Annotated in this window: 18 protein-coding genes and 1 riboswitch; of the genes, 8 read left to right on the top strand and 10 right to left on the bottom strand. The window is 70.3% G+C overall.

Annotation, left to right across the window (positions count from 1 at the left end; genetic code table 11):
- Positions 1–249 precede the first annotated feature (249 nt).
- Positions 250–756 carry a hypothetical protein gene (locus F8R89_RS25465; RefSeq protein ID WP_151788280.1) on the top strand — a complete coding sequence of 169 codons (507 nt, stop codon included), beginning with the start codon at positions 250–252 and terminating at the stop codon, positions 754–756.
- On the opposite strand, the gene F8R89_RS25470 is transcribed toward F8R89_RS25465, so the two are convergent.
- Both F8R89_RS25470 and F8R89_RS25480 read right to left on the bottom strand, forming a co-directional pair.
- Positions 698–1504: an IS5 family transposase gene (locus F8R89_RS25470; protein WP_151786115.1), complete on the bottom strand. Its 807-nt coding sequence runs from the start codon at positions 1502–1504 to the stop codon at positions 698–700. The two genes, F8R89_RS25465 and F8R89_RS25470, sit on opposite strands and share 59 nt — an antisense overlap.
- Before the next feature lie 426 nt (positions 1505–1930).
- On the bottom strand, positions 1931–4345 hold the full coding sequence (locus tag F8R89_RS25480; RefSeq protein WP_151786116.1) for a hypothetical protein: 2415 nt from the start codon (positions 4343–4345) through the stop codon (positions 1931–1933).
- 488 nt (positions 4346–4833) lie between these two features.
- Here F8R89_RS25480 and F8R89_RS36860 point away from each other — a divergent pair, with 488 nt between their 5' ends.
- The 6 genes from F8R89_RS36860 (at position 4834) to F8R89_RS25510 (ending at position 11010) form a co-directional block, all read left to right on the top strand.
- Complete coding sequence (locus F8R89_RS36860; RefSeq protein ID WP_225994480.1) at positions 4834–4992, top strand: hypothetical protein; 159 nt, start codon at positions 4834–4836, stop codon at positions 4990–4992.
- Positions 4993–5117: 125 nt separating this feature from the next.
- Entirely contained in the window at positions 5118–6224 is a 1107-nt protein-coding gene (rlmN, locus tag F8R89_RS25490) for a 23S rRNA (adenine(2503)-C(2))-methyltransferase RlmN (protein ID WP_151786117.1), read from the top strand.
- A gap of 24 nt (positions 6225–6248) precedes the next feature.
- Positions 6249–6354, top strand: a riboswitch (TPP riboswitch).
- 79 nt (positions 6355–6433) lie between these two features.
- Entirely contained in the window at positions 6434–7525 is a 1092-nt protein-coding gene (locus F8R89_RS25495; protein ID WP_151786118.1) for a thiamine ABC transporter substrate binding subunit, read from the top strand.
- Positions 7501–9168, top strand: a complete 1668-nt coding sequence (locus F8R89_RS25500) for an ABC transporter permease (RefSeq protein WP_151786119.1) — start codon at positions 7501–7503, stop codon at positions 9166–9168. The genes F8R89_RS25495 and F8R89_RS25500 overlap by 25 nt, the downstream gene beginning before the upstream one ends.
- Positions 9169–10188, top strand: coding sequence for an ABC transporter ATP-binding protein (locus tag F8R89_RS25505; protein WP_151786120.1), 1020 nt, complete (start codon positions 9169–9171; stop codon positions 10186–10188). It abuts the gene before it with no gap.
- A 24-nt stretch (positions 10189–10212) separates the two neighbouring features.
- Positions 10213–11010, top strand: coding sequence for a maleylpyruvate isomerase family mycothiol-dependent enzyme (locus F8R89_RS25510; RefSeq protein WP_151786121.1), 798 nt, complete (start codon positions 10213–10215; stop codon positions 11008–11010).
- A 76-nt stretch (positions 11011–11086) separates the two neighbouring features.
- On the opposite strand, the gene F8R89_RS25515 is transcribed toward F8R89_RS25510, so the two are convergent.
- The 7 genes from F8R89_RS25515 to F8R89_RS25545 form a co-directional block, all read right to left on the bottom strand.
- On the bottom strand, positions 11087–11740 hold the full coding sequence (locus tag F8R89_RS25515) for an LAETG motif-containing sortase-dependent surface protein (RefSeq protein ID WP_225994481.1): 654 nt from the start codon (positions 11738–11740) through the stop codon (positions 11087–11089).
- A 183-nt stretch (positions 11741–11923) separates the two neighbouring features.
- Entirely contained in the window at positions 11924–13045 is a 1122-nt protein-coding gene (locus tag F8R89_RS25520) for an LOG family protein (RefSeq protein WP_151786123.1), read from the bottom strand.
- Positions 13046–13222: 177 nt separating this feature from the next.
- Positions 13223–13642, bottom strand: coding sequence for a VOC family protein (locus F8R89_RS25525; RefSeq protein WP_151786124.1), 420 nt, complete (start codon positions 13640–13642; stop codon positions 13223–13225).
- A 98-nt stretch (positions 13643–13740) separates the two neighbouring features.
- Positions 13741–15090 carry a hypothetical protein gene (locus F8R89_RS25530; RefSeq protein WP_151786125.1) on the bottom strand — a complete coding sequence of 450 codons (1350 nt, stop codon included), beginning with the start codon at positions 15088–15090 and terminating at the stop codon, positions 13741–13743.
- Complete coding sequence (locus F8R89_RS25535) at positions 15072–15812, bottom strand: ABC transporter ATP-binding protein (RefSeq protein ID WP_151786126.1); 741 nt, start codon at positions 15810–15812, stop codon at positions 15072–15074. Before F8R89_RS25535 ends, F8R89_RS25530 begins: the two co-directional genes overlap by 19 nt.
- Before the next feature lie 183 nt (positions 15813–15995).
- A complete protein-coding gene (locus F8R89_RS25540) occupies positions 15996–17360 on the bottom strand; it encodes an aspartate aminotransferase family protein (RefSeq protein ID WP_151786127.1) in 1365 nt (454 codons plus the stop codon).
- 19 nt (positions 17361–17379) lie between these two features.
- Positions 17380–17898: an Lrp/AsnC family transcriptional regulator gene (locus tag F8R89_RS25545; RefSeq protein ID WP_151786128.1), complete on the bottom strand. Its 519-nt coding sequence runs from the start codon at positions 17896–17898 to the stop codon at positions 17380–17382.
- Between the two features lie 183 nt (positions 17899–18081).
- Between F8R89_RS25545 and F8R89_RS25550 the strand changes: the two genes are divergently transcribed.
- Entirely contained in the window at positions 18082–19530 is a 1449-nt protein-coding gene (locus tag F8R89_RS25550) for a gamma-aminobutyraldehyde dehydrogenase (RefSeq protein WP_151786129.1), read from the top strand.
- Between the two features lie 198 nt (positions 19531–19728).
- Here F8R89_RS25550 and F8R89_RS25555 read toward each other — a convergent pair whose 3' ends face one another.
- On the bottom strand, positions 19729–24621 hold the full coding sequence (locus F8R89_RS25555) for a DNA repair ATPase (protein WP_151786130.1): 4893 nt from the start codon (positions 24619–24621) through the stop codon (positions 19729–19731).
- Positions 24622–24664 lie beyond the last annotated feature (43 nt).

The raw sequence follows: 24664 nt of genomic DNA on the forward strand, positions 1-24664 counted from the left end.
CGCCTCTGCGGCGCGGCCTGCCTCCTGTCTTCGCCCCGGCTGGCCGCGCCCGGCGGCGCGCTCGGCGACTGCGGGCATGAAGGTGAGAGACACCCTCTGTGGCTGGGGCGGTCGTCTCCACGGCTTTAGAGGTCGTTCTCTTTCCGAACCTCGTGTGCGGTTTCCGCTGGTCCGGCATGGCATGGCGGCTGGCGAGGGAGTCTCGGTCCGTTGCTGGTCGAGACGTTGTGGGGGTGGCGGATGCCGTCGATGCGGGCGGTGCTGGAATCGCGGCAGAAGGCCGCGGCGGTGCGGGTGGAAGATCTCGAAGCCGAGTTGGAGCGGGTGCGGACGGCTCTGGCGGAGGCCGAAGAGGTGCTCAGGCGCCGGGTGATCGGCCTGGAGCAGTATCTGGAGGCGCTGGCCGAGGAGGAGGCGCCCGCCGTGGTGGGCGGCAGAGCACCGCAGAAGAAGCCGGTGGGGCCGCGCCGGGCGGTGCCCCACCGGGACAACGCCCCTGGAAGCGAGGTGTTGTCGGTGGACTACCAGGCGTTGATGGCCGCCGCGGTGGAGGCGGGAGGCGACGGGCTCGGCGCCCGGCGGGCGGCGGTGGTGCTGGGCTGGGACAGTGCGTCCGCCTCCCGCGTCGAGGGTGCGAGGGCACGGCTGAAGAGGCTGGTGGAACGGGGCTGGCTGGTCGAAGTCAAACCGGGCAGGTTCACGCTGCCCGCAGCGGAGCAGGGCTGTGCTGCCGGGCGGCCAGGCGGCGGCTCATGAGGGTGGTCATCGACCACAGGATGACGGCTTCGCTGGTGTCGGTGCGCCGTTCGTAGTCACGGACCAGGCGTCGGCTGCGCAGGAACCAGGCGAAAGATCGCTCCACCACCCAGCGGCGGGGCAGCACCTGGAAGCCCTGGACGTCGTCGCTGCGGCGGACGACGTCCAGGACGAGGGCGAGGTGCGCGGTAGCCCAGTCGACGAGGTGGCCGGTGTAACCGCCGTCGGCCCAGACCCGTGACAGCTGCCGGAAGCAGCCCGTCGCCGCCGACAGCAGGGTCCGGGCGGCGTCCCGGTCGGTCGTGGACGCCGGCGTGACCTGCACGGACAGCAACAGTCCAAGGGTGTCGGTGAGCAGGTGCCGCTTGCGTCCATTGATCTTCTTCCCGGCGTCGAAGCCCCGCGAGGTGAGGGCGACGGTGGCGTCCGCCTTCACCGACTGCGAGTCGATGACCGCCGCACTCGGCTCCAGGTCACGGCCCTCAGCCCTGCGGACACACCCGCGCAGTCGGTCGTGCAGCTCGGCGATCAATCCCGCATCCCGCCAGCGGGCGAAGAAGGCATACACCCGCGGCCAGGGCGGGAAGTCCGAGGGCATTGCTCGCCATTTGATGCCGTTGTCGACGAGGTAGCGCACCGCGTCGATCATCTGCCGGTGGCAGTAGCCCTCCGGCCGCCCGCCCCGACCGGCCAGCCATCCAGGAACCGGGAGCAGATCCCGTACCAGAGCCCACTCGGCATCGCTCATGTCCGAGCCGTACCGGGGCAGGCGCTCCGGCCTGTCGGCCGCGTTCCCGAACCTGTGGGCGAGACAGTCACACCCAGGAGTGACCGGACTGGACCCGGCGACCGTGACCACGCGACACTTCGACAACAGGGCCTCTTGCTCCTCGCTGGACTCGACATCCGCGAGCTACCAAGAGGCCCTTCTCTCATGCCTCGCCACCAGCAATCTCACCCGATCCAGGCCCCTGTTCGAGGCCGACCGAGCACGCGAACGGATAGAGAACAGCCAGTTAGGCAGCCACTTTGGGGCGAGCCTCTAAGATCATGGCCCCAACGTCGTGCTTTAACGGGCAGGTCCACAGACTGCCCGACTCGCCGGAAGCTTACGGGGCCATGATCACTCGCCCCAAAGCAGCTCCAGCCCAAAGCCGTTCCACCGACCTTGGTGTTACCTTTCCCGCTTCCTAGCATCCAGCCGCCTACTAACCTCCTCAATGCCACGGCCTAGTGCAGAAGAGACTGAAGGCCAGTCGAACCCGCCGTCAGGATGGGGAGCGTCCTCCCAGCAAGTATCCAAGTAACCAAGGAAGTGACGCGCCCTATCAAGCCTATCCTCGATTGATCGAACGTCGGCGATTATTTCCCTGAAACCCTCATCAAGGATGGGCGTATCCACCACAACGGCATCTACGTAAACAAACTCGGTGATCAGCTTCCGTAAAATGTAAGCGCCCCTCTGCGTAATACGCAACCGAGTTGGCGCTTCCTCATCCGCCATGACGAAGTCGCACAGCTTTGCTCGCTCTGCACGCGAGAAAGCAGAACTAATCTGTAGATCGTGATATCCCAGCGACTGCAGGTATGAGAACACCTCGCTCTGCAGCGCATAGCCCATCTCGGAATGAGGGCTCTGAGAGGATCGCAGGCAATAATCCATCATGTGAGGCATAAGGAAATGCTCGGAGCTATTCAGTGAAATAACATCAAACATATTAGCAACGAACGAGTTATCTGGCGAGTAGTGTTCGTTGTCTCCGTAGATGACAGCCCGAAGGAATTCGTGAAGCGGGATAAAATAGGAGCCCTTCTTGATTTTGATCTCAAGAATTTTCCCGGTATCCACATGGCCGCTTCCAACGAAAATGGTCAACAGGTCAAGAGCGTCACGAACGTTGCCAGCACTAACGTTGTCGATACACTCCGCAAGGGACGGATTACGCTCGATGGAGTCAGCTATTACTTCAATATATTCGCGCAGCAGGTGGCTCTCGACGGAAACTCCCTCGCCCGAAAGTGAGAGTCCTCCATCGCGCAACTGATCCAGAGCGAATTCGAGACGCTTCTGTACTACCAGGTCGATACGAGGGGGTGAAATAGTGAAGACTCGGTTTTGATAAGCGCTAAGCGATCCTTGCCTTCTACTTTTGTTATAGGTGGAAGGGCGAAGCGTGACGAAGCAAGTGACCGGCCAGGTTTCGGCCATGCTCTGCGCGATAAGAAATACCTCTTCTTGAAAATCATCTTGACGCTGGTCAATGTTATCCAAGAAAATGACCACGGTTCTGCGCTCGCCCGTTGTCAGATGTTCGATCGCCTTTTTCAGGTGACCGCTCTTATTTGCGATTTTTGAGGCTAGGAGCTCCACTTCCTTCAGTCGATAGGCGTTCGGATCCGATTCGCGCAGGAACCCGTAGATACCCTCCCGAAGGGCCAGCAAGTCGCCGTGGTAAATGCCGCGCACAAAGGTATCGCTAGCAAGGTTAACTTGATGCTTCTCGCGAAGCTGTCGCTCGAAGGAGTCGAGTACGTAGTTCTGCAAGTCGGTACGCAAGGCAGGCTCTCTGCCGAAATCCACGTAGAGGACAATTCCCCGCTTCAACTCTTCACTTGCCTCTACCGCCACGAGATTCTTGATGAAGCTCGTTTTTCCGACCCCGACATCGCCGAGAAGGATCACGGGTCTTTTCGTCACGCTTTTCGCCAGTACGGCATTCAGTAGGTCTTTTGATACGCCTTTCTTGTCGCTTGCGGAGGTGACAGTCTTCTTCACTCCCTGCCCAGATGCCGCGTAGCGATTTTTCAGAATCTCCTTACTGATTAGGGCGTACTGAGACAGGGCGCCGCTGCTGCAGTAGCACTTCTCGATGAAATCATCTTTGAAGTCTTCGTCCTTGACGAGATCCTGCAGGAAGATCTCGCCTAGAGTCCTAAGTTCGTGTTCTAGTTCATTCCTCTTTTTAACCCCTGGATAGCGCAGAAGCCGACGGGATAGCTTCTCTGGAGGGGGTGGGAGCGTCTCGCTCGTGACTCGACTTTCCAGGTGTCTACGCTCGATCGCTGGGTAGGACAAGCAATTCCATAGAGTCTGGAAGTCGTCCTTCATCTCAGCAAGACTACGGAAAACAATCGCACGTCCCTGAGTCGGCGGAATGCCGTCGACTCGACTCCCGATGAACGCCACCAGTTGGCGTCCGTTGCAAACGACGGCTACGGGAATTCCTCGGCTAGTGCAGTATCCTCCCACTTGCTTTAGCGCGGCGTTCAGGTTTCCGTTACCTCGGGCCAGGGCAGGCAAAGAGACTTCTCTTGCCTTAGCGTCTAGGGGCAACTCGAAATAGGTGCCCTCCTTTTTCGCCTCGACAATCATCTGCCGCTTAGGTAGTCCGAGGACGTAGTCGGCATACAAGCCCTCGTGGCTCTCCTCCGGAGTGCATTGCTCTCTAGGCCACTGCAGGGCATCGAAGATGATTCGGTCGATTAGATGTAGACGAGTGGTTGCCTCATTTCGACTCCTCGACTTGTCGTCGGAGTCGACCAGATCTGAAATAACTTCGAACCCGATCTCATACTTCGACGCGGCCATGACCCGTCCCCCCTGCTGACCAAAGCTCAGGTGGGTCATGGTAGCCAGCACTGAGCGCTTCGCACCTGCATCAGGTTGAAATTACTTACGGCCTCGTCGCCCACCTCGGCAGTGCACACATGCTCTGCTCTGGTGCTGAGACGTGCCACACCGTGGGCTCCAGGGCTTGCTCTGGAGCGAACACACCAGCACTGTGACGTGTGGTGGTGTGACGGCAAGGGCGGTGAAAGGTCGGCAGCGCAGCAGGGCGTCGGCGTCCGCCGATCGCGCTGACCTGGTCAGACATGCCCACATCTTCTAAGCACCAGTCCCAGGGCCATGATCTACCGATGGATGAGTACGCGTGGCCTACGGGTCCTGAGGTGCCCGCCGCGGACTTGGTGCGGAGCAGTTGGGAGGCAACCGTCGCGGCCCTGCCTATAGAGGCCCGGGTCACCGGAGAGGTCATCGGTCGCCGGCCCTTCGGCGTCTTCATACGGATAGTCGGCGTGCCGCACGCCGTAGCGCTGGCGGAGATCACGGCCATGCCGCAGGGGATGGACCTCCCGGCCCTGGGCACCTTCGTCAGTGGGGCGGTCTACTGGCACACCGCACATAACCACCAGGTCAAGGTCCGGCTCGACGAGTGGCAGGCGGCCGACGAGTGATCGCTGCTGGGCCGTCCCTGGGCCGTGCGAGGTTGGCCGACGATGACAGACGGCACCCGTGGGTGACCGCCCCCACCCCGCTCCGGCCTGGGCATCCAGAGTTGATCTGCCACACTGGAAGGGTTATGCCTGCACCCGGAGAACTCACATTCGTCGCCCCGCGCGGAGCCAAGAAGCCGCCGCGGCATCTTGCCGATCTCACGCCCGGTGAGCGCAAGGACGCCGTCGCCGCGATCGGCGAGAAGCCGTTTCGTGCCAAGCAGCTCTCGCAGCACTACTTCGCGCGGTACGCGCACGATCCGGAGCAGTGGACCGACATCCCCGCCGGGTCCCGCGCCAAGCTGCGGGAGGAGCTGTTTCCCGAGCTGATGAGCGTCGTGCGGCATCTGTCGACCGACGAGGGGACCACGCGCAAGACGCTGTGGCGGCTGTTCGACGGGACGCTCGTGGAGTCCGTGCTGATGCGGTACCCGGACCGGGTCACCATGTGCATCAGTTCGCAGGCCGGGTGCGGGATGAACTGCCCCTTCTGCGCGACCGGCCAGGCCGGCCTCGACCGGAATCTGTCCACCGCCGAGATCGTCCATCAGATCGTCGACGGGATGCGGGCGCTCCGGGACGGGGAGGTTCCCGGGGGGCCGGCCCGGCTGTCCAACATCGTCTTCATGGGGATGGGTGAGCCGCTCGCCAACTACAAGCGTGTCGTCGGGGCCATCCGGCGGCTCACCGATCCGGAGCCGGACGGGCTGGGGCTCTCGCAGCGGGGGATCACCGTCTCGACCGTCGGGCTCGTGCCTGCCATTCACCGGTTCGCCGATGAGGGGTTCAAGTGCCGGCTCGCCATCTCGCTGCACGCCCCCGACGACGAGCTGCGCGACACCCTCGTCCCCGTGAACACGCGGTGGAAGGTGCGGGAGGTGCTGGACGCCGGGTGGGAGTACGCGGCCCGGTCCGGTCGCCGGCTGTCCATCGAGTACGCGCTCATCCGGGACATCAACGACCAGGCCTGGCGTGGTGACCGGCTCGGGCGGCTGCTCAAGGGCAAGCCCGTGCATGTGAATCTGATTCCGCTGAACCCGACGCCGGGATCGAAGTGGACCGCCTCGCGGCCCGAGGACGAGAAGGCGTTCGTCGAGGCCATCGCCGCGCACGGTGTGCCGGTGACGATCCGGGACACCCGTGGTCAGGAGATCGACGGGGCGTGTGGTCAGCTCGCCGCCACCGAGCGGTAGTCTGACCGGCGTCAACACATCTGCATATTCCGACAGGGGAGCGCCACAGCGCTGAGAGTGCGGCACCGGCCGCAGACCCTCCGAACCTGGCCCAGGTCATTCTGGGTAGGGAGATCGGTCATCACTCGAGCTGTTGCGCCCTGCCCGAGCCCCTCCCCGGGGCCACGGGCAGGGCCGCGTCTCTTCCTGGTCACTCCAGGAGGAATCAAGTGGGCATCACCAAGAAGGTCACGGTCCTGGCCGTTGGGCTGGGGCTCGTCACGCTGGCCGGCTGCGGGTCGTCCGACGGCTCCGGCGACGGCAGCGGCAGCGGCGGCGGTTCCCGGACCGTCACCCTCGTCAGCCACAACTCGTGGGCCGTGTCCAAGGACGTCCTCGCCGCCTTCGAGAAGCAGTCCGGCTACAAGGTCCGGGTCCTCAAGGACGGCGACGCCGGGCAGGCCGTCAACAAGGCCGTCCTGACCAAGGACAACCCCCAGGGCGACGTCTTCTTCGGCGTCGACAACACCCTGCTGTCCCGGGCCCTCGACAACGGCCTGTTCCAGTCGTACGAGGCCAAGGGCTCCGGCAAGGTCGCGCCTGAGTTCCGGGTCGACCAGGACAAGCACCGCGTCACCCCCGTCGACACCGGCGACGTCTGCGTCAACTACGACAAGGCGTACTTCAGCGAGCACAAGCTCACCCCGCCGACCTCGTTCGACGACCTGGTCAAGCCCGCGTACAAAGACCTCCTCGTCACCGAGAACGCCTCGACCTCCTCGCCCGGCCTGGGCTTCCTGCTCGGCACCGCCGCCAAGTACGGCGACGACGGTTGGCAGGACTACTGGAAGAAGCTGAAGGCCAACGGCGTCAAGGTCGTCGACGGCTGGGAGCAGGCGTACAACGAGGAGTTCTCCGGTTCCGCCGGCGGCAAGAAGGCCAAGGGTGACCGGCCGCTCGTCGTCTCGTACGCCTCCTCGCCGCCCGCCGAGGTGATCTACGCCGACCCGCGGCCCTCGGACGCGCCGACGGGGGTCGTGGAGGGCACCTGCTTCCGGCAGGTCGAGTACGCCGGTCTGCTCAGCAACGCCAAGAACGCCGAGGGCGGCAAGGCGCTGATCGACTTCCTGCTGTCCGAGACGTTCCAGGCCGACATGCCGATGAACATGTTCGTGTACCCGGTGCGCGAGGGCGCCCAGGTGCCGAAGGAGTTCACCGAGTACGGGCCGGCGGCGAAGAACCCCGAGACCATGGAGCCGGCGAAGATCGCCGCCCACCGTGACGACTGGGTCAAGTCGTGGACCTCGCTCGTCCTCAGGTAAAGGGGCGCCGTACGCGGGGCGCGGCGGCGCGGCTCGGTCTCGTGGCCGTGCCCGTCGCGTTCTTCGCGGTCTTCTTCGCCTACCCGGTCGCCGCGATCGTCGCGCGCGGCCTGCACGTCGACGGGGTGTGGCGGTTCGGGCGGCTGTGGGACGTGCTCGGGCAGTCCGACATCCGGCACGTGCTGTGGTTCACCACCTGGCAGGCCCTCGCCTCCACCGCGCTCACCCTGCTGATCGCGCTGCCCGGCGCCTATGTCTTCGCCCGCTTCGACTTCCCCGGCAAACAGGTCCTGCGGGCCGTGGTGACCGTGCCGTTCGTGCTGCCCACGGTCGTCGTCGGCACGGCGTTCCTCGCGCTCGTCGGCCGCGGCGGGCTGCTGGACGAACTGTGGGGCGTACGGCTGGACACCACCGTGTGGGCGATCCTGCTCGCGCACGTCTTCTTCAACTACGCCGTCGTCGTACGGACGGTGGGCGGTCTGTGGGCCCAGCTGGACCCCCGGCAGGAGGAGGCCGCCCGGATGCTCGGGGCGTCCCGCTGGACCGCCTGGCGGACCGTCACGCTGCCGGCGCTCGGGCCCGCCGTGGCCGCCGCCGCGCTCATGGTCTTCCTGTTCACCTTCACGTCCTTCGGCGTGGTCCAGATCCTCGGCGGTCCGGCCTTCTCCACCCTGGAGGTCGAGATCTACCGGCAGACCTCCGAGATCTTCGACCTGTCCACGGCCGCCGTGCTGACGATCGTGCAGTTCGCGGCTGTCGGCTCGATCCTCGCCGTGCACGCGTGGACCGTACGGCGGCGGGAGAGCACCCTGCGGCTCGTCGACGCGGCCCGGACGGCGCGGCGGCCGCGCGGGGCCGGGCAGTGGGCGCTGCTGGCCGGTGTCCTGGCCGTCATCGCCGTCCTTCTGCTGCTGCCGCTGGCCGTGCTGGTGCGGCGGTCGCTGGACGCACCCCGCTTCGGCTACTACCGGGCGCTCACCGAGTCCGACGGCGGGGTCTTCCTCGTCGCGCCGATCGAGGCGATCGGCAACTCCCTCCAGTACGCCGTCGTCGCCACCCTCATCGCCGTGCTGGTCGGCGGGCCGGCGGCGGCCGCGCTGAGCCGGCGGGACGCGGGCCGGTTCGTCCGGGGCTTCGACGCGCTGCTGATGCTGCCGCTCGGGGTGTCCGCGGTGACCGTCGGGTTCGGGTTCCTGATCTCCCTGGACGAGCCGCCGCTCGATCTGAGGAGCAGCTGGATCCTGGTGCCGCTCGCGCAGGCGCTGGTCGGGGTGCCCTTCGTCGTGCGGACGATGCTGCCCGTGCTGCGGGCCGTCGACGACCGGCTGCGGGAGGCCGCCGCGGTGCTCGGCGCCTCGCCCTGGCGGGTGTGGCGGGAGATCGACCTGCCGATGGTGCGCCGGGCGCTGCTGATCGCGGCCGGGTTCGCGTTCGCGGTGTCGCTCGGCGAGTTCGGCGCGACCGTGTTCATCGCGCGCCCCGACAACCCGACGCTGCCGGTCGCGGTGGCCCGGCTGCTGGGACGCGCGGGGGACCTCAACTACGGCCAGGCGATGGCCCTTTCGACGGTGCTGATGGTGGTGTGCGCGGTGGCGCTCCTGGTGCTGGAGCGGCTGCGCACCGACCGGACGGGGGAGTTCTAGATGCTGCTGAGCCTGACGGGCGCGACGGTCCGCTTCGGCGGGCGGGCGGTGCTCGACGCCGTCGACCTGGACGTCGCCGAGCACGAGATCGTGTGCGTGCTGGGGCCGAGCGGCAGCGGCAAGTCGACGCTGCTGCGGGCCGTGGCGGGGCTGCAGTCCCTGGACGCCGGCCGGGTGACGCTGGACGGGCGCGACCAGGCCGGGGTGCCCGCGCACCGGCGGGGTGTCGGCCTGATGTTCCAGGACCACCAGCTGTTCCCGCAGCGGGACGTCGGCGGCAACGTGGCGTTCGGCGCCCGGATGCACGGGGCGTCCCGGCGTGAACAGGCCGAGCGGGTGAGCGAGTTGCTGGAGCTGGTCGGGCTGCCGGGTGCCGCCGGGCGGGCCGTCGCCTCGCTGTCCGGCGGGGAGCAGCAGCGGGTGGCGCTGGCCCGTGCCCTCGCGCCCCGGCCGCGGCTGCTGATGCTGGACGAGCCGCTGGGGCAGCTCGACCGCTCGCTGCGGGAGCGCCTGGTGGTCGAACTGCGCGAGCTGTTCGGGAGGTTGGGCACCACCGTGCTGGCCGTCACCCACGACCAGGGGGAGGCGTTCGCGCTGGCCGACCGGGTGGTGGTGATGCGGGACGGCGGGATCGCGCAGACCGGGACGCCGCTCGAGGTGTGGCAGCGCCCGGCGGACGCGTTCGTGGCCCGCTTCCTCGGCTTCGACAACGTGGTCGAGGGCACGGTGGCCGGTGAGGCCGCGGACACCCCCTGGGGCAAGCTCCCGGTCGACGGGAACGCCGCACAGGGCATCCGGACCCTGCTCGTCCGGCCCGCCGGCGTGCGGCTCGTCGCGCCCGACGAGGGACTGCGCTGCACGGTCGCCGCGCGGACGTTCCGGGGCACGCACGTCGCCCTGCGGTTGCAGCCGGAGGACGCGCCGCGTCTGGAGGCGGCCTGCGCGCTGCGGGAGGCGCCGGAGGTCGGGGACGTGGTGGGCGTGGAGTTCGACGCGGCGGAAATCGTGGTGCTCGGCTGATCATCCGGACCGTAGGGTGCGGGCATGACGCTGCTCGCACATGATCGCTACTGCGACGAGATAGATCACCAGGTCGGTCTGCTGAGGGCGGTGGTGACCTCCGGTGCCGATCTGTCGGCCACCGTGCCGACCTGCCCCGACTGGTCGCTGGAGCAGCTCGTCCGGCACACGGGGGAGGCCCTGCGCTGGGTGGAGCTGATGGTGCGGACACGCGCCGCGGAGGAGATCCCGGAGGAGACCGTGCCGGGCGCCCAGGGGCCCGACGCGCAGGGCGACCCCGCCGCGCTCGACGCCTGGCTGGCGGAGACCGGCGACATGCTCGTCGGCACGCTGCGGGAGGCCGGTCCGGACACCGGCGTGTGGTCGTGGGCCGGGATCCCCACCTCCGGCTTCTGGGCCCGCCGCATGACGCACGAACTCACCGTCCACCGCGCCGACGCCACGCTGGCCGCCGGTCTGCCGTACGAGGTGGCGCCGGAGATCGCGGCCGACGCGATCGACGAGTGGCTGGAGATCGTGCAATGGGCGCAGCGGACCATCCCCGACGACCCCTCGCGCGAGCTGCGCAGGCCCGGCGCGAGCATCCATCTGCACGCCACCGACCCCGTGCCCGGCGTCGACGCCGAGTGGTTCGTCGACCTGGACGGGGAGGCGATCGAGTGGCGGCGCGGCCACGAGAAGGCGACGGTCGCGCTGCGCGGCACGCTCACCGACGTCCTGCTGGCGTTCTACCGCCGACTGCCGCTGGACGACGCCCGGTTGGAGGTCCTCGGCGAGCGGGAGCTGCTGGAGTTCTGGCTGGAGCGGGCGACGTTCGGCTGAGGCCCGCGCCCGGCAACGACTGCGGCCCGCCCCCGGGGACGGGGACGGGCCGCAGCGGTGTCACGGAAGGGCCGGATCAGCCCTCGCTCTTGGCCCCACGGCGACGCAGGCCGAAGAAGACCGCGCCACCGCCGACGGCGACCAGCGCGACCGCGACGCCCGCGATCAGACCGGTGTTGGAGTTCGCACCGGTCTCGGCCAGGTTGGAGTCACCGGCCGCCGGGGAGGGGGCGTTCTCCGCAGGAGCGGTGGACGCGCTCTCGGAGGGAGCCGGGGTCTCGGTCTCCTCGGCCGGGGTCGAGGCGGAGTCCGACGGCGTCGGCGACGGCGTGTCCGACGGAGCCGGGGGCGTCGTCTCGTCCTTCTTGCAGGCGGTGGACGGCGTCGTCAGGTTCGGCTTGATGTCCTTGTCGACGTAGCCGGCGGCCTTGACGTGCACGCGGTACTCGGCGTTCGGCTTCCAGTCCTCGGCGAAGGTGATGGTGACACCCTCGCGCGAGCCCTTGACCACCTGCTCGCCGACCTTCTCGAGGTCGGCGCCGTTGTTCTGCAGGAACACGGTGACCGTCGCAGGGACACCGCTGGGGTCCTTGTCGGTGACCGTGATGACGCCCTTGTCGCCGTCGCACTTGGCTTCGGCGGAGAATTCACTGATGTCGCACGCGAGCGCGTTGCCCGCGACGGAGAGGGCCAGTGCGGCCGAGGCGGACGCCACGCCCAGGGCCCGCACGGAGCGTGCGACAGTACGGCGGTTTATGGACACGTTTGTCCTTACGGGAGTTACACCACTGAGGGGGGTTGGAAGGAAGCGGTGACGGGACATCACCGTTCCCGTGAGACTCACAGATTTATAAGCGTCGCATAAGCACTGTCAACGCATATGCAGACTACAGGCGTTGGCTTTGCCCTCTTATTAACCGAGGAGACGTTTCAGGGCCTCCGGCGCCTCGTCGATCCGGTCGACCAGGGCGATCCGCGTCTCCATCGACCGGTCGCGCGCGAGCGACTGGAGCAACGGCCACACGGGCAGGTGCTCGGTCCAGTGCGCCCGGTCCACCAGGACCATCGGCGTGGGCTCGCCGCGCGACTCGTAGTAGTTGGGCGTCGCGTTGTCGAAGACCTCCTGGACGGTGCCGGCGGCCCCGGGCAGGAAGACGACACCCGCCGTGGACCGCGCCAACAGGCCGTCCTCGCGGGTGGCGTTGGAGAAGTACTTGGCGATGTGGGAGGCGAAGGGGTTCGGCGGCTCATGGCCGTAGAACCAGGTCGGGATGCCGACCGAGCGGCCGCCGCGGGGGAGGCGGGCCCGCACCTCGAAGGCGACCGACGCCCACTCGGTGACGGACGGCGTGAACCCCGGCGCCTTGCCGAGCAGCCGCAGCGCGTCGCCCAACTCCTCGTCGCCGTACGGGGCGAGGAAGGCGCCGAGGTTGGCCGCCTCCATCGCGCCGGGACCGCCGCCGGTGGCGACCGTCAGACCGGCGCGCGCCAGTTCCCGGCCGAGCCGGACGGCGCCCTCGTACTCCGGCGTGCCGCGGCGCATCGCGTGCCCGCCCATCACGCCCACCACCCGGGCGCCGGTGAGGAGTTCGTCCAGGGCGTCGGACACGGCGTCGTCGTGGAGCGCCCGCAACGTCGAGGCGTACACGTCCCGGTCGGCCTTCGTGCGCTGGAGCCAGGCGTAGGCGCGGGCGTCCGGTGTGGCCTCGTAGCCGTCGGCCAGGGACGCGAACAGCTCGTCCGGCGTGTAGACATGACCCCGGTAGGGGTCGAAGGGCAGGTCCGGGACGGGCGGGAAGACCAGGGCGCCCTCGGCGCGCACCTTGGCGGCCGCGTCCTCACGCATCGGGCAGCCGAGGAAGACCGCGCCGGCCGCGCCGGTGGTGAGCAGTTCGCGCGTACGGTCCGTCAGATCGACGGCCTGCACCCGGAACCCGGCGAGGGAGCCGCGCGCCGAGACGATCGCGTCGAACTCCTCCAGCGTCTCTATCTCATGGTCGTCGTGGTGGGCCGCATGGGCGGGCATCGTCTGCACCCGCCCATGCTAGGTCGTGTCCGCAAAGTCCCGCCTGCCGCCCGGCGCCCGGCACGCTCCCCCAAGCTCTTCGAGCAGGGGGGACCCCCAGAGCACGCACCGGAAACACCGCTCGGCCCGCCCTACGGGCGAACAACGGGACTTTGCGGACACGACCTTAGGCCGCCCGGACATCGGTCATCCCTCGACGGCCGCCGGGTCCATCCACACGATTTCCCAGGTGTGCCCGTCGAGGTCGTCGAAGGCGCGGCCGTACATGAAGCCCATGTCCTGGACCTTGTCCGAGGCGGTGCCGCCGGCCGTGACGGCCTTCTCCACCAGCTCGTCGACCTTGGCGCGGCTCTCCGCGCTCAGACAGATCAGGACCTCGCTGGTCGTGGTGGCGTCCGCGATCTCCTTCTTGGTGAAGGTCGCGTAGAACGGCTTGGTCAGCAGCATCGCGACGATGGTGTCGCTGATCACGACCGAGGCCGCGTTGTCGTCGCTGAACTGCGGGTTGATCGAGTAGCCCAGCTCCGTGAAGAACTTCTTCGACGCGTCGAGGTCGTTCACGGGCAGGTTCACGAAGATCATCTGCTGGTACGCGGGGGCGGTCATCGGGGTCTCTCCCATCGGTTCGTCGCTGTTCGGTGAGGTAGACCCGGGGGTCCCACGGAACTCATCGCCGCCCGGGGGCCTTTTTCCGGGCGGCGCGCTCAGCGGGACAGGGGCAGCGCGGCCAGCCCGGCCACGACCAGGGTCAGCGGGCCGAAGACGGCGAGCAGCGCACCGGCGCGCAGGGCCGCCGCGGCGCGTAGCGTCCCCGCCGGGGCGCCGAGCCGCAGCAGGGCCGCCGTGGTGCCGGCGCGGTCCTGCCGGGCCTCGACGGCGGCCGTGAGCAGCGTGGCCACGGCGCAGCCGGTGACCACGGCGGCGCCCAGCGCGGTGAGCGGACCGAAGGAACCCGCGTCCGGCAGCGGTGTCATGGCGTACGCGGCCGAGGCCACCGCGCACAGGACGCCGAGGGGGCGCCCGATCCGCGTGGCCTCCGCCATCAGGCCGCGGCCCGCCAGCAGCCGCAGCGCGCCGGGGCGCACGGCCTGCAGCACCAGGCCGCACAGGTGGGTGAGTCCGGGGGCGGCCAGCGCGAGGCCCACCGCCGTGAGCAGCCAGCCCACGAGCACGCCGGTGGGCCCGGCGGGCAGCGCCGCGGGCAGGGCGGGACCGCCGTCGCCGGACGCCCCGGCGGCGTACGTCTCCACCGCCAGGCCGGCGGCGAGCACCGCCACGCCCCACGGCAGGCCCTTGGGCGCCGGGCTCGGCTCCGGCAGCGGGGGGAGCGCGTCCGGCGCGGTCTCGGCGGCGGGCGCCTCGACGGCCACGCCGCCTGGCGCGGGCTGCGGCTCCTGCCCGCCGCCCGGTGTGCCCCGCACGGCCTCCCGCACGCGGGTGCCGAACCGGCCTGAGGACCCTGAGGTCTCCCGGCCCGCCGGGCGTCCGGCGGCCCCGAAGCGGCCGTACGACCGCCTGGTGCCGCCGTCGGGTGCGGGGCCGAGCCCCTGGGGCCGCAGGACGAACGCCACGGCGGCGGACGCGATCACCGGCACCAGGGCCAGCAGGGTGAGGGAGCCGGGCACCGGCAGCGAGGTGCCTGCGGCGAGCGCCTCCGTGGCCGCCCCGTCGAACGGCATGCCGGTGAGGTCGCCCCGCAGATGCAGGAAGACCAGCAGGGCCAGCATCGAGCCGAGCAGGCAGGACAGGGCCGTCGTGGTCACCGAGACCAGCATCAGGCGGGCCGGGCCCAGGCCGACCGCGGCGAGGCCGGGACGCGGCCGGGTGCCGGGGTCGGTACGGGCGACGGCCACCGCGAGCTGGACCGTCGCGGCGAGCGGGGGCAGGCACCAGGCGAGCCGCGCGGTCGCGTCGCCGGGGGAGTCGGGGTGGGACAGGGCGTAGCCCAGGGCGCACAGCAGCAGGAACGCGGTGCCCGCGGAGGCCGCCGTGACCAGCAGGCGGCGCAGCTGGACGGCGGGCCGGGCGCCGCGGGTCAGGCGGAGAGCGAGCACGCCGCCCGGCCTTCCGTCTCGGGGACGGGAGGCAGGTGCACGGTGTTCACGCGCCGTCCGTCGAGCAGGGCGATGGTGCGGTCGGCGAACGCCGAGCACTCGGTGTCGTGGCCGGTCAGCACGACCGTGATGCCGTGCGAGCGGGCCGCCGCCGTCAGGGTGCGCAGCACCTGGGTGCGGTCGGCGCGGTGCAGGGGCGCCGTCGGCTCGTCGGCGAAGAGCACCTGGGGCGCGGGGGCCAGGGCGCGGGCGATGCTGACGCGCTGGCGTTCGGCCCGGACCAGCTGGTGCGGGCGCTTGCGGGCCGCGTCGCCGACGTCGAGGCGCTCCAGCCACTCCAGCGCGGCCGTCTTGGCCCGGCGCCGGCCGCTGCCGCGCAGCATGAGCGGAAGGGCGGTGTTCTCCCAGACGTTCAGTTCGGGGACCAGCGAGGGGGTGGGGCCGATCCAGGCGAAGCGGTCGCGGCGGAGCCGGTCACGGGCCTGGGCGCCCATGGTGTGCAGCGGCACGCTGTTGAACCAGATCTCGCCGCCGCCCGGCGGGGTCAGCCCCGACAGGCAGCGCAGGAGCGCGGTCTTGCCGCTGCCGCGCGGGCCGACCACGGCGAGGATCTCGCGCTCCTGGACCCCGAGCGAGACGCCGCTGAGCCCGGGCGAGCCGTCGTCGTACGAAAAGCGCAGGGCGCGTGCCCAGAGCACGTCGTTGTCCGGCGGAGCCACCATGGCGTACACCTCGGTTCAGATCCGTAGTTCCCGTGCCGTTCCCCCGTCCGGGGGAACGAACGCAGGGCCGATCGGTTACCAGGCACGCTAAGGACCGGGGCGTCGAACGCCGGACAGCACGCGGCGGGGGTGCACCCTTCTCACTCCTACGGGTGCACCCCCGCCGCGACGGGCCGCGGTGGATCAGAGCTTGGTCCACGCCTCCGTGAGGGTGGCGCGCAGGATCTGCTCGATCTCGTCGAACGTCTGCTGGTTCGAGATCAGTGGCGGGGCCAGCTGGACGACCGGGTCGCCCCTGTCGTCGGCGCGGCAGTACAGGCCGTTCTCGAAGAGCTTCTTGGACAGGAAGCCGTACAGGACGCGCTCGGTCTCCTCGTCGTTGAAGGACTCCTTCGTCGCCTTGTCCTTGACGAGTTCGATGCCGTAGAAGAAGCCGTTGCCGCGGACGTCGCCGACGATCGGCAGGTCGTGCAGCTTCTCCAGGGTGGAGCGGAAGGCGCCCTCGTTGTCGAGGACGTGCTGGTTGAGGTTCTCGCGCTCGAACAGGTCGAGGTTGGCGAGGCCCACGGCCGCGGACACCGGGTGGCCGCCGAAGGTGTAGCCGTGCAGGAAGGTGTTGTCGCCCTTGTAGAACGGCTCGGCGATCCGGTCGGAGATCACGCAGGCGCCGATCGGGGAGTAGCCCGAGGTCATGCCCTTGGCGCAGGTGATCATGTCCGGCACGTAGTCGAACTTGTCGCAGGCGAACATCGTGCCGAGGCGGCCGAAGGCGCAGATGACCTCGTCCGAGACGAGCAGCACGTCGTACTGGTCGCAGATCTCGCGGACCCGCTGGAAGTAGCCGGGCGGGGGCGGGAAGCAGCCGCCGGCGTTCTGCACGGGCTCCAGGAAGACCGCGGCGACGGTGTCCGGGCCCTCGAAGAGGATCTGCTGCTCGATCTGGTCGGCGGCCCAGCGGCCGAAGGCCTCGGGGTCGTCGCCGTGGATCGGGGCGCGGTAGATGTTGGTGTTCGGCACCTTGTGCGCGCCGGGGACCAGCGGCTCGAAGGGGGCCTTCAGGGCGGGCAGGCCGGTGATGGACAGGGCGCCCTGCGGGGTGCCGTGGTAGGCGACCGCGCGCGAGATGACCTTGTGCTTGGTGGGCTTGCCGACCAGCTTGAAGTACTGCTTGGCGAGCTTCCAGGCGGTCTCGACCGCCTCACCGCCGCCGGTGGTGAAGAAGACCTTGTTCAGGTCGCCCGGGGCGTGGTCGGCCAGGCGCTCGGCCAGCTCGACGGCCTTCGGGTGCGCGTACGACCAGATCGGGAAGAACGCCAGCTCCTGGGCCTGCTTGAGGGCGGTCTCCGCCAGCTCGACGCGGCCGTGGCCGGCCTGGACGACGAACAGACCCGCGAGACCGTCCAGGTACCGCTTGCCCTTGTCGTCGTAGATGTAGGTGCCCTCGCCCCGGACGATCGTCGGGACCGGCGAGTTCTCGTACGAGGACATGCGGGTGAAGTGCATCCACAGGTGGTCGTACGCGGTGCGGCTGAGGTCCTTGGTGCTCACGGTTATCGGGTCCTCACGGTTATCGGGTTCCCCACATGTAGGTCTGCTTCTTGAGCTTGAGGTAGACGAAGCTCTCCGTCGAACGCACGCCCGGGACGGCCCGGATGCGCCGGTTGATGACCTCGAGGAGGTGGTCGTCGTCCTCGCAGACGATCTCCACCATCAGGTCGAAGGAGCCGGCGGTCATCACCACGTACTCGCACTCGGCCATGGCGGTCAGCGCGTCGGCCACGGACTCCACGTCGCCCTCGACGTTCACGCCGACCATCGCCTGCCTGCGGAACCCCACGGTCAGCGGGTCCGTGACGGCGACGATCTGCATGACGCCCTGGTCGAGCAGCTTCTGGACGCGCTGGCGCACGGCCGCCTCGGACAGGCCGACGGCCTTGCCGATCGCGGCGTACGGCCGGCGGCCGTCCTCCTGGAGCTGCTCGATGATGGCGAGGGAGACGGCGTCCAGCTGGGGACCGCCGCCGTTCCTGGACTCGCGGGAGTCCCTGTGCTCTGCGCTTCGACTGGCCACGGCGCCACTCTGCACGACGTATCGACAGTTCCGCAAGGTCGGGGCGATGAAATTCGTTGTTCACATGCGTGATACCTGCGGATTTCGCAGAAGCGGGCCCAATGGGGGTGTTGAAAACGTCGGCCTGCCGATTAGGGTGGGTGTCTCAGAGAATGGACAGTCGGAAAACCAGTGAAGACCCCTGACAGGAGGCCGGCAGTGAGCACCGAGCTGCGTGGGCTGCGCACACTACGCAATTACATCGCCGGGGAGTTCCGGGACGCCGCCGACGGACGGACCACCGAGGTGGTCAACCCCGCGACGGGCGAGGCGTACGCGACCGCGCCGCTGTCCGGACAGGCGGACGTCGACGCCGCCATGGAGGCGGCGGCCCAGGCGTTCCCGGCCTGGCGCGACGCCACCCCCGCCGAGCGGCAGAAGGCCCTGCTGAAGATCGCGGACGCCTTCGAGGAGCGCGCCGAGGAACTGATCGCCGCCGAGGTGGAGAACACCGGCAAGCCGATCGGCCTCACGCGGTCCGAGGAGATCCCGCCGATGGTCGACCAGATCCGCTTCTTCGCCGGCGCGGCGCGGATGCTGGAGGGCCGCTCGGCGGGCGAGTACATGGAGGGCCTGACCTCGATCGTGCGGCGTGAGCCGATCGGCGTCTGCGCGCAGGTCGCGCCGTGGAACTACCCGATGATGATGGCCGTGTGGAAGTTCGCCCCGGCCCTCGCCGCGGGCAACACGGTCGTCCTGAAGCCGTCGGACACGACGCCCGCGTCGACCGTCCTGATCGCCGAGATCATCGGCGGGATCCTGCCCAAGGGCGTCTTCAACGTCATCACCGGCGACCGTGACACCGGCCGCATGATGGTCGAGCACCCCGTCCCGGCGATGGCCTCGATCACCGGGTCCGTCCGCGCGGGCATGCAGGTCGCCGAGTCCGCCGCCAAGGACCTCAAGCGGGTCCACCTGGAGCTGGGCGGCAAGGCCCCGGTCGTGGTCTTCCAGGACACCGACATCGCCAAGGCCGTCGAGGACATCTCCGTCGCGGGCTTCTTCAACGCCGGCCAGGACTGCACGGCCGCCACCCGTGTGCTCGTCCAGGAGTCCATCCACGACGAGTTCGTGCGGGCGCTGGCCAAGGCCGCCGCCGAGACCAAGACCGGTCAGCCGGACGATGAGGACGTGCTGTTCGGCCCGCTCAACAACCCGAACCAGCTGAAGCAGGTCGCCGGGTTCATCGACCGGCTGCCCGCGCACGCCAAGGTCGAGGCGGGCGGGCACCAGGTCGGCGACAAGGGGTACTTCTACGCGCCGACCGTCGTCTCCGGGCTGAAGCAGGACGACGAGATCATCCAGAACGAGGTCTTCGGGCCGGTCATCACCGTCCAGTCCTTCACGGACGAGGCGCAGGCGATCGAGTGGGCGAACGGCGTCGACTACGCGCTCGCCTCCTCCGTGTGGACCAAGGACCACGGGCGCGCGATGCGCATGTCCAAGGCCCTCGACTTCGGTTGCGTCTGGATCAACACCCACATCCCGCTGGTCGCGGAGATGCCGCACGGCGGCTTCAAGAAGTCCGGCTACGGCAAGGACCTCTCGGCGTACGGCTTCGACGACTACACGCGCATCAAGCACGTCATGACGTCCCTGGACGTCTGACGGCCTGCCTTCGCCCAGCGCACGACGCGGCCCCGGGCCCGGCACACGCCGGTCCGGGGCCGCGCCGTGTCCCTGCGGGGCGGGTGTGCGTTCGCGCATGCACGGTTCGGTGCGTGGTCCGCTGCCGCGCCGTCGTGGCTGGTCGCGCAGTTCCCCGCGCCCCTGAGGGCGTGGGTGTTCGCGGCGTTCGGTGTGGCTCTACGATCCGGGGTGTTCCTCCCGCGCCGTGGCCGCAGGGCGGGTCAGCAGGTGGCGGGGGTCGGCGGTGCGGGTGATGGCCGACTCGACGGCGGCGATGCGGTCGGCGAGGAGGCCGAGTGCCGCCACCGCGCGGGTGAGCTGGTCGTCCTCGGGGCCGCCCAGGGCCTGGGTGCGGACGTACGCCGCCTTCACCTCCGCCCAGCGGGCGGCCTGCGCGGCGGTGAGCGTGCCGCGCAGCTCCGCCAGCTTCAGCAGGTTCGCCTCGGCGTCGGAGGTCAGGGTCTGCGCCTCCGCGCGGTAGTGGTCGTCGATCAGCGCGGTCAGCTCCGCGTCGTTCATGACCGGCTGGACACGCTGGGCGATCTTGTTCATGTTCCGGTACGAGCCCTGGAGGCGGAACGGCGGTTCCGTGCGGGTGGCGTCGGACCGCGCGGCGGACGCGATGTACGCCTCGTTCACCGCGAGCACGGTCGACCGCACCGTCAGCAGATGCCGCAGCACGGCGAGGATCCGCTCCAGCTCGGCGGGCGCGTACGGGTGGGCCAGCCGGTCCGGACGGGCCGTCGGGTCGCCCTCGGCCAGCCGGACGAGCAGGTCCAGGTCGGCCCGGTCCCGGCCGGCGAGCGGGGCCAGGACGGTGTTGGCGGTGAGCACGTTCTCCAGGAAGCTCAGCGCGAAGACCTGCTCCTTGCCGGTGAGGACGTCGCCGAGGTTCCACACGTCGGCGCGGTTGGCGAGCATGTCGGGGACCTGGAAACGCCCGCCGGACTCGGTGTACGGGTTGCCGGCCATGCAGACCGCGAACCGCTTGCCGCGCAGGTCGTAGGTACGCGGCTCGCCCTCGTGGACGCCGTCGATCCGGCGGGTGGCGTCGCACAGCGGGATGAACTTCTGCAGCAGCTCCGGCGAGGTGTGCTGGATGTCGTCCAGGTACAGCAGCGTGTTGTTGCCCGCCGCCAGGGCGAAGTTGATCTTCTCGACCTCCTGGCGGGCGGTCGCGTTCGGGGCGTCGGCGGGGTCCAGCGAGGTCACGTCCCGGCCCAGCGCGGGCCCGCCGACCTTGACCAGCATCAGTCCCAGCCGGTCCGCGACGTACTCGACGAGGGTCGTCTTGCCGTAGCCGGGCGGGGACAGGAGCAGCAGCAGACCGCCGGTGTCGGTCCGCTTGGCGTCGCCCGTGGTGCCGAGCTGCCGGGCGAGGCTGTCGCCGACGAGCGGCAGGTACACCTCGTCGATGAGCCGGTTGCGCACGAACGCCGGCATCACGCGCGGCCGGTGCTCGTCCAGCCGCAGCCGGGCCCGCTCCGCCGCCGTCACGGCGGTACGGCGGCGCAGCTGGGCGCGGTGGGCCGGGACCTCGTGCGCGGCGAACTCCCGGGTGCGGGCGAGGAACTCGTCCACCCGGAGCGTGAGCCGGCCCCCGCTGATCCGGGGGTGGGCGCCGAGCAGGCCCTCCACCGTCGCGGTCAGCGGCGCGTCCCCCTCGTAGCGGGGGAGGTCCGGGCACAGCTCGGCGGCCACGGCCTCCGCCAGGTCCCCGGCGGAGACCTCCGTGCCGGTGGAGGCGGTGTACGCGGACAGCCACGCCTCGACCAGCTGGCGGCGGGCGGCCGGGCCGGTCAGCGCGGCGAGGTCGTCGTCGTAGGCGGACGTGCCGACCGTGCGGCGGAACTTCTCCAGCAGGGTGCGGGCGCCGGCGCTCAGGACGAACCCGTCGGGCCCGGCGGTCAGTTCGTCGAACAGGTAGTCCGCGGCGGCCTGCGCGCCGTCGCCGCCGATCGCCTCCGCCAGCTCCCCGCGGAGGTCCGCGATGGCCGGGGCCAGGCCGAACGTGTCGCGGGCGCGGGCCAGCGACACCGCGCGCCGCGCCCAGTCCGCGCGGGCCCCGTCCGTCGTGCCGTGCGCCCAGAACAGCTGGGCCCGGGCCCGGGCGGACGGCTCGTGGCGCAGCGGGCCCGCGCTCTCGTACAGGCCGAGCAGCGCGGTGAGGATCAGCACCGTGTCGTGGTCGTGGACGCCGGGCTCGTACCCCTCGTCGTACGCCTCCCGCGCCGCCCGGCCCACGAGGCCAGGCAGGTCCGCCCCGGCCAGGGCCTCGGCGCCGTGCGTGTTCAGCAGGCGCGCGGCCAGGTGCTCGGCGCGGTAGACGTCCGGCGACTCCGACGGCAGCGGCCGGTCCCAGTACGCCCGGCCCGCCAGCAGCTCGGGGTCGGTCACCGGGGTGCGGTGGTCGGTGCCGGTGACGGCGAAGGCGAGACCGTCGCCGTCCGGGACCAGGGTGAGGTCGAGCGGCTGGGTGTGGACGGCGAAGCGGTGGGCGCCCAGCCGCAGGGTGCGGCCGCCGTCGGCGTACAGGTCGGTCCGGTCCCGCAGCGCGCGGCCGGCCTCCTGGCGCGCGGCCTTCAGCCGCCCGTCCAGCTCCTCCGCGCGGACCCGGTCGCCCAGCTCGCGCAGCTCACCGGCGATGCGCCGGACCTTGCCGGGCATCGGGTCGGAGGCGAAGAAGGCGGCGACGGCGTCCGCGTCGGGCAGCGCGGCGGCCCGCCGGGCGACGGTCCGCAGCACCCGTTCCGCCGAGGCGGCCAGCCGCTCGGCGCGGCGGGCCCGCTCGTCGGCGAGGGCCTGCTTGCGGGCCGTGAACGCCTCGTGGATCTCCTCGCGCCGGTCGGCGAGCGCGCCGAGGAAGTCGTCGAACTCGGCGAACCGCGACTCCAGGTTCTCCACCTGCACCAGCAGCCGGGCCAGGTGCTCCTCGCACGCCTCGGGCGTCCCGGCCGCCGCCAGCGCGCCGGTCACCGTCTGCCCGAGCAGCGCGAACTCGGCGGCGAACTCGGCGCGGCCCTCCTGGTCGAGGAGGTCGCGGCGGCGCCCGTCCAGGACCGCGCGGGCGCGGTTGACGCCGCCGGCGACCTCGGCGATCCGCCCCAGGACGGCCGTACGGACCGTGGCGTCGGCGATGTCGAGACCGGCGACGACCTCCGTCACCGTGTCCAGGCCCTCGGCGAGCTCGTCGATCCGGGCGGCGACAGGCCCGGCCTCGGCGACGGTCGCGATGCCCGAGGCGTCCGCGAGGAGCGCCTCCACGCGCTCGTGGTGGGCGGCGAACGCGTCCTCGCGGGCCAGGTCGGCGACCGCGCGGCGGCCGAACGCGGCGAGGTCGGACGCCACGTCTCCGGCGAGTTCGTCGATCCGGTCCGTGTCGGCGTACCGCAGGTCCTTCAGGGTGAGCAGGTGCCCCTGCGCCCGGCGCAGTTCGGCGAGCCCGGACACCCAGGCGTCGGCGCCCCGCGGCGCCTCGCCGCGCAGCCGCCGTACGACCGCCGCGACGCGCTCGGCGGCCTCGGTGAGCGCCTCGGCGGCCTGCCGGGTCAGCGCCCGCACCGTGCGGAACTCGATGAGCACCTGCTCGGCGGTCGCCCGCACCTGCCCCAACGGCTCGCCCAGGGAACCGAGTTCGTCCTCGCCCAGCCAGTGGTAGGCGTCGGTAGCCCGGACGCAGGCCGCCGTCAGCGCCTCGTACACCTCGACGGTCGGGGTGGTCTCGGCGACGGCCCCGGCGATCGACAGGCAGTCGGAGATGCCGCGCACCAGATCGGCGTTGCCCACTCGGGCCAGCGGGCCGGCGCCGACCGGCTGGGCGGCGGCGTGCACGTCGGAGACGTACGGGGAGTCCCACAGCTGGACGGGGTGGACGCGCCCCGGCTCGGCGCCCTCGGCGCGCAGCAGGACCAGCCCGCCGTCGCCGAACAGGGCCCAGCCGCCGCACGACAGCGGCGTCGACACCTCCTTGCGGATCACGTTGTACGGCAGCAGCAGGGCGCGGCCCGTCTCCCGCGCGTGGAACGTGAACAGGACGTCCTCCCCGTTGGGGGAGCGGACCGTCCGCTCGAACTCCAGGGCCGCCCCGTCCTCCGCGCCGGCGACCCCCTCGAAGATCTTGTACGCGCCGCTCGCCAGGCAGTACCCGCCCGGGAACACGATGCCCTGGTCCTCGGGGAGCCGGCGGCACGCCTGCCCGATCCCGTCGAGGCGGACGACGGACCTGGTCAGGGTGTTGAACACGAGGTACCGGTGGGCGTCCTCGTTGTAGGGGCGCACGCGCAGAAGGATCAGGGCGCCGACGCGGGCGTACGCGATGTCGGCGTCCGCGAGGGACTGCAGCGGCTCGTCGACGGGCTCGGCGTACACGCCGTCGCCGGTCTCCGTGTCGTCCTCGGTCTTGACGGTGAGGGAGCCGCCGACGGTCGCCACGAACAGCTCGTCCTCGACGGACACGTGCGGGTGCCGGCCGAGCCGGTGGTCCTCGCGGGTGGCCGGCGTCCAGGTGAAGTCGTGGGCCGGGGGCAGCACATGGTCGCGGTCGCCGCGCGCGTCGAGGAAGGACACCTCGCCGGTGCCGGACACCGCCCAGCGCAGCACCCGGATGTCGTCCGCCTTCTCCCCGGTCTGGAAGACGGCCAGCAGCCGGCCCTCCACGTGCCGCAGCCGCAGCAGCCGGGCCTGCCGGTAGTAGCGGTGCAGCGCCCCGAACTCCCGGACGAACGCGGGGTCGTCGAGGAGCCCCGGCACGGCGTCCTCGGGCAGCTGGTTCAGGTCGCGGTCGTGCAGCGCGAAGACGTCGCCGACGGCCGGCTCGGTACCGGCGCCCGCCGGGAGGCCGTGGCCGAAGAGCAGGACGTCACCGACGGCCACGAGGTCGCGGGGCACGCACGCGTGCTCGGTGTGCAGCCGCCCGGTGCCGGCGAGTTCGAGGCGGACCGCGCCGAACTCCTCGGCCCGGCGGGCGTTGAGCGCCTCGGCGCGCCGGGCGAGCTCGGCGGCCTGCGCGGTGAGCCGGTCCCGCAGCACCTCGTAGGTGCCGGTGTCCAGGCTCGTCGTCCCGGTGGTCATGGGGTCCCTCTCGTACGTCGTGGAGGTCTCGGCGGACGGCGAG

Source organism: Streptomyces sp. SS1-1, assembly GCF_008973465.1.
Lineage (GTDB): Bacteria > Actinomycetota > Actinomycetes > Streptomycetales > Streptomycetaceae > Streptomyces.

What these genes read in the sequence shown, in the direction of transcription:
- F8R89_RS25465 (WP_151788280.1), top strand. Translation starts at nt 250, where the DNA reads ATGCGGGCGGTGCTGGAATCGCGGCAGAAGGCCGCGGCGGTGCGGGTG.
- F8R89_RS25470 (WP_151786115.1), bottom strand. Translation starts at nt 1,504, where the DNA reads ATGAGCGATGCCGAGTGGGCTCTGGTACGGGATCTGCTCCCGGTTCCT.
- F8R89_RS25480 (WP_151786116.1), bottom strand. Translation starts at nt 4,345, where the DNA reads ATGGCCGCGTCGAAGTATGAGATCGGGTTCGAAGTTATTTCAGATCTG.
- rlmN (WP_151786117.1), top strand. Translation starts at nt 5,118, where the DNA reads ATGCCTGCACCCGGAGAACTCACATTCGTCGCCCCGCGCGGAGCCAAG.
- F8R89_RS25505 (WP_151786120.1), top strand. Translation starts at nt 9,169, where the DNA reads ATGCTGCTGAGCCTGACGGGCGCGACGGTCCGCTTCGGCGGGCGGGCG.
- F8R89_RS25510 (WP_151786121.1), top strand. Translation starts at nt 10,213, where the DNA reads ATGACGCTGCTCGCACATGATCGCTACTGCGACGAGATAGATCACCAG.
- F8R89_RS25525 (WP_151786124.1), bottom strand. Translation starts at nt 13,642, where the DNA reads ATGACCGCCCCCGCGTACCAGCAGATGATCTTCGTGAACCTGCCCGTG.
- F8R89_RS25535 (WP_151786126.1), bottom strand. Translation starts at nt 15,812, where the DNA reads ATGGTGGCTCCGCCGGACAACGACGTGCTCTGGGCACGCGCCCTGCGC.
- F8R89_RS25555 (WP_151786130.1), bottom strand. Translation starts at nt 24,621, where the DNA reads ATGACCACCGGGACGACGAGCCTGGACACCGGCACCTACGAGGTGCTG.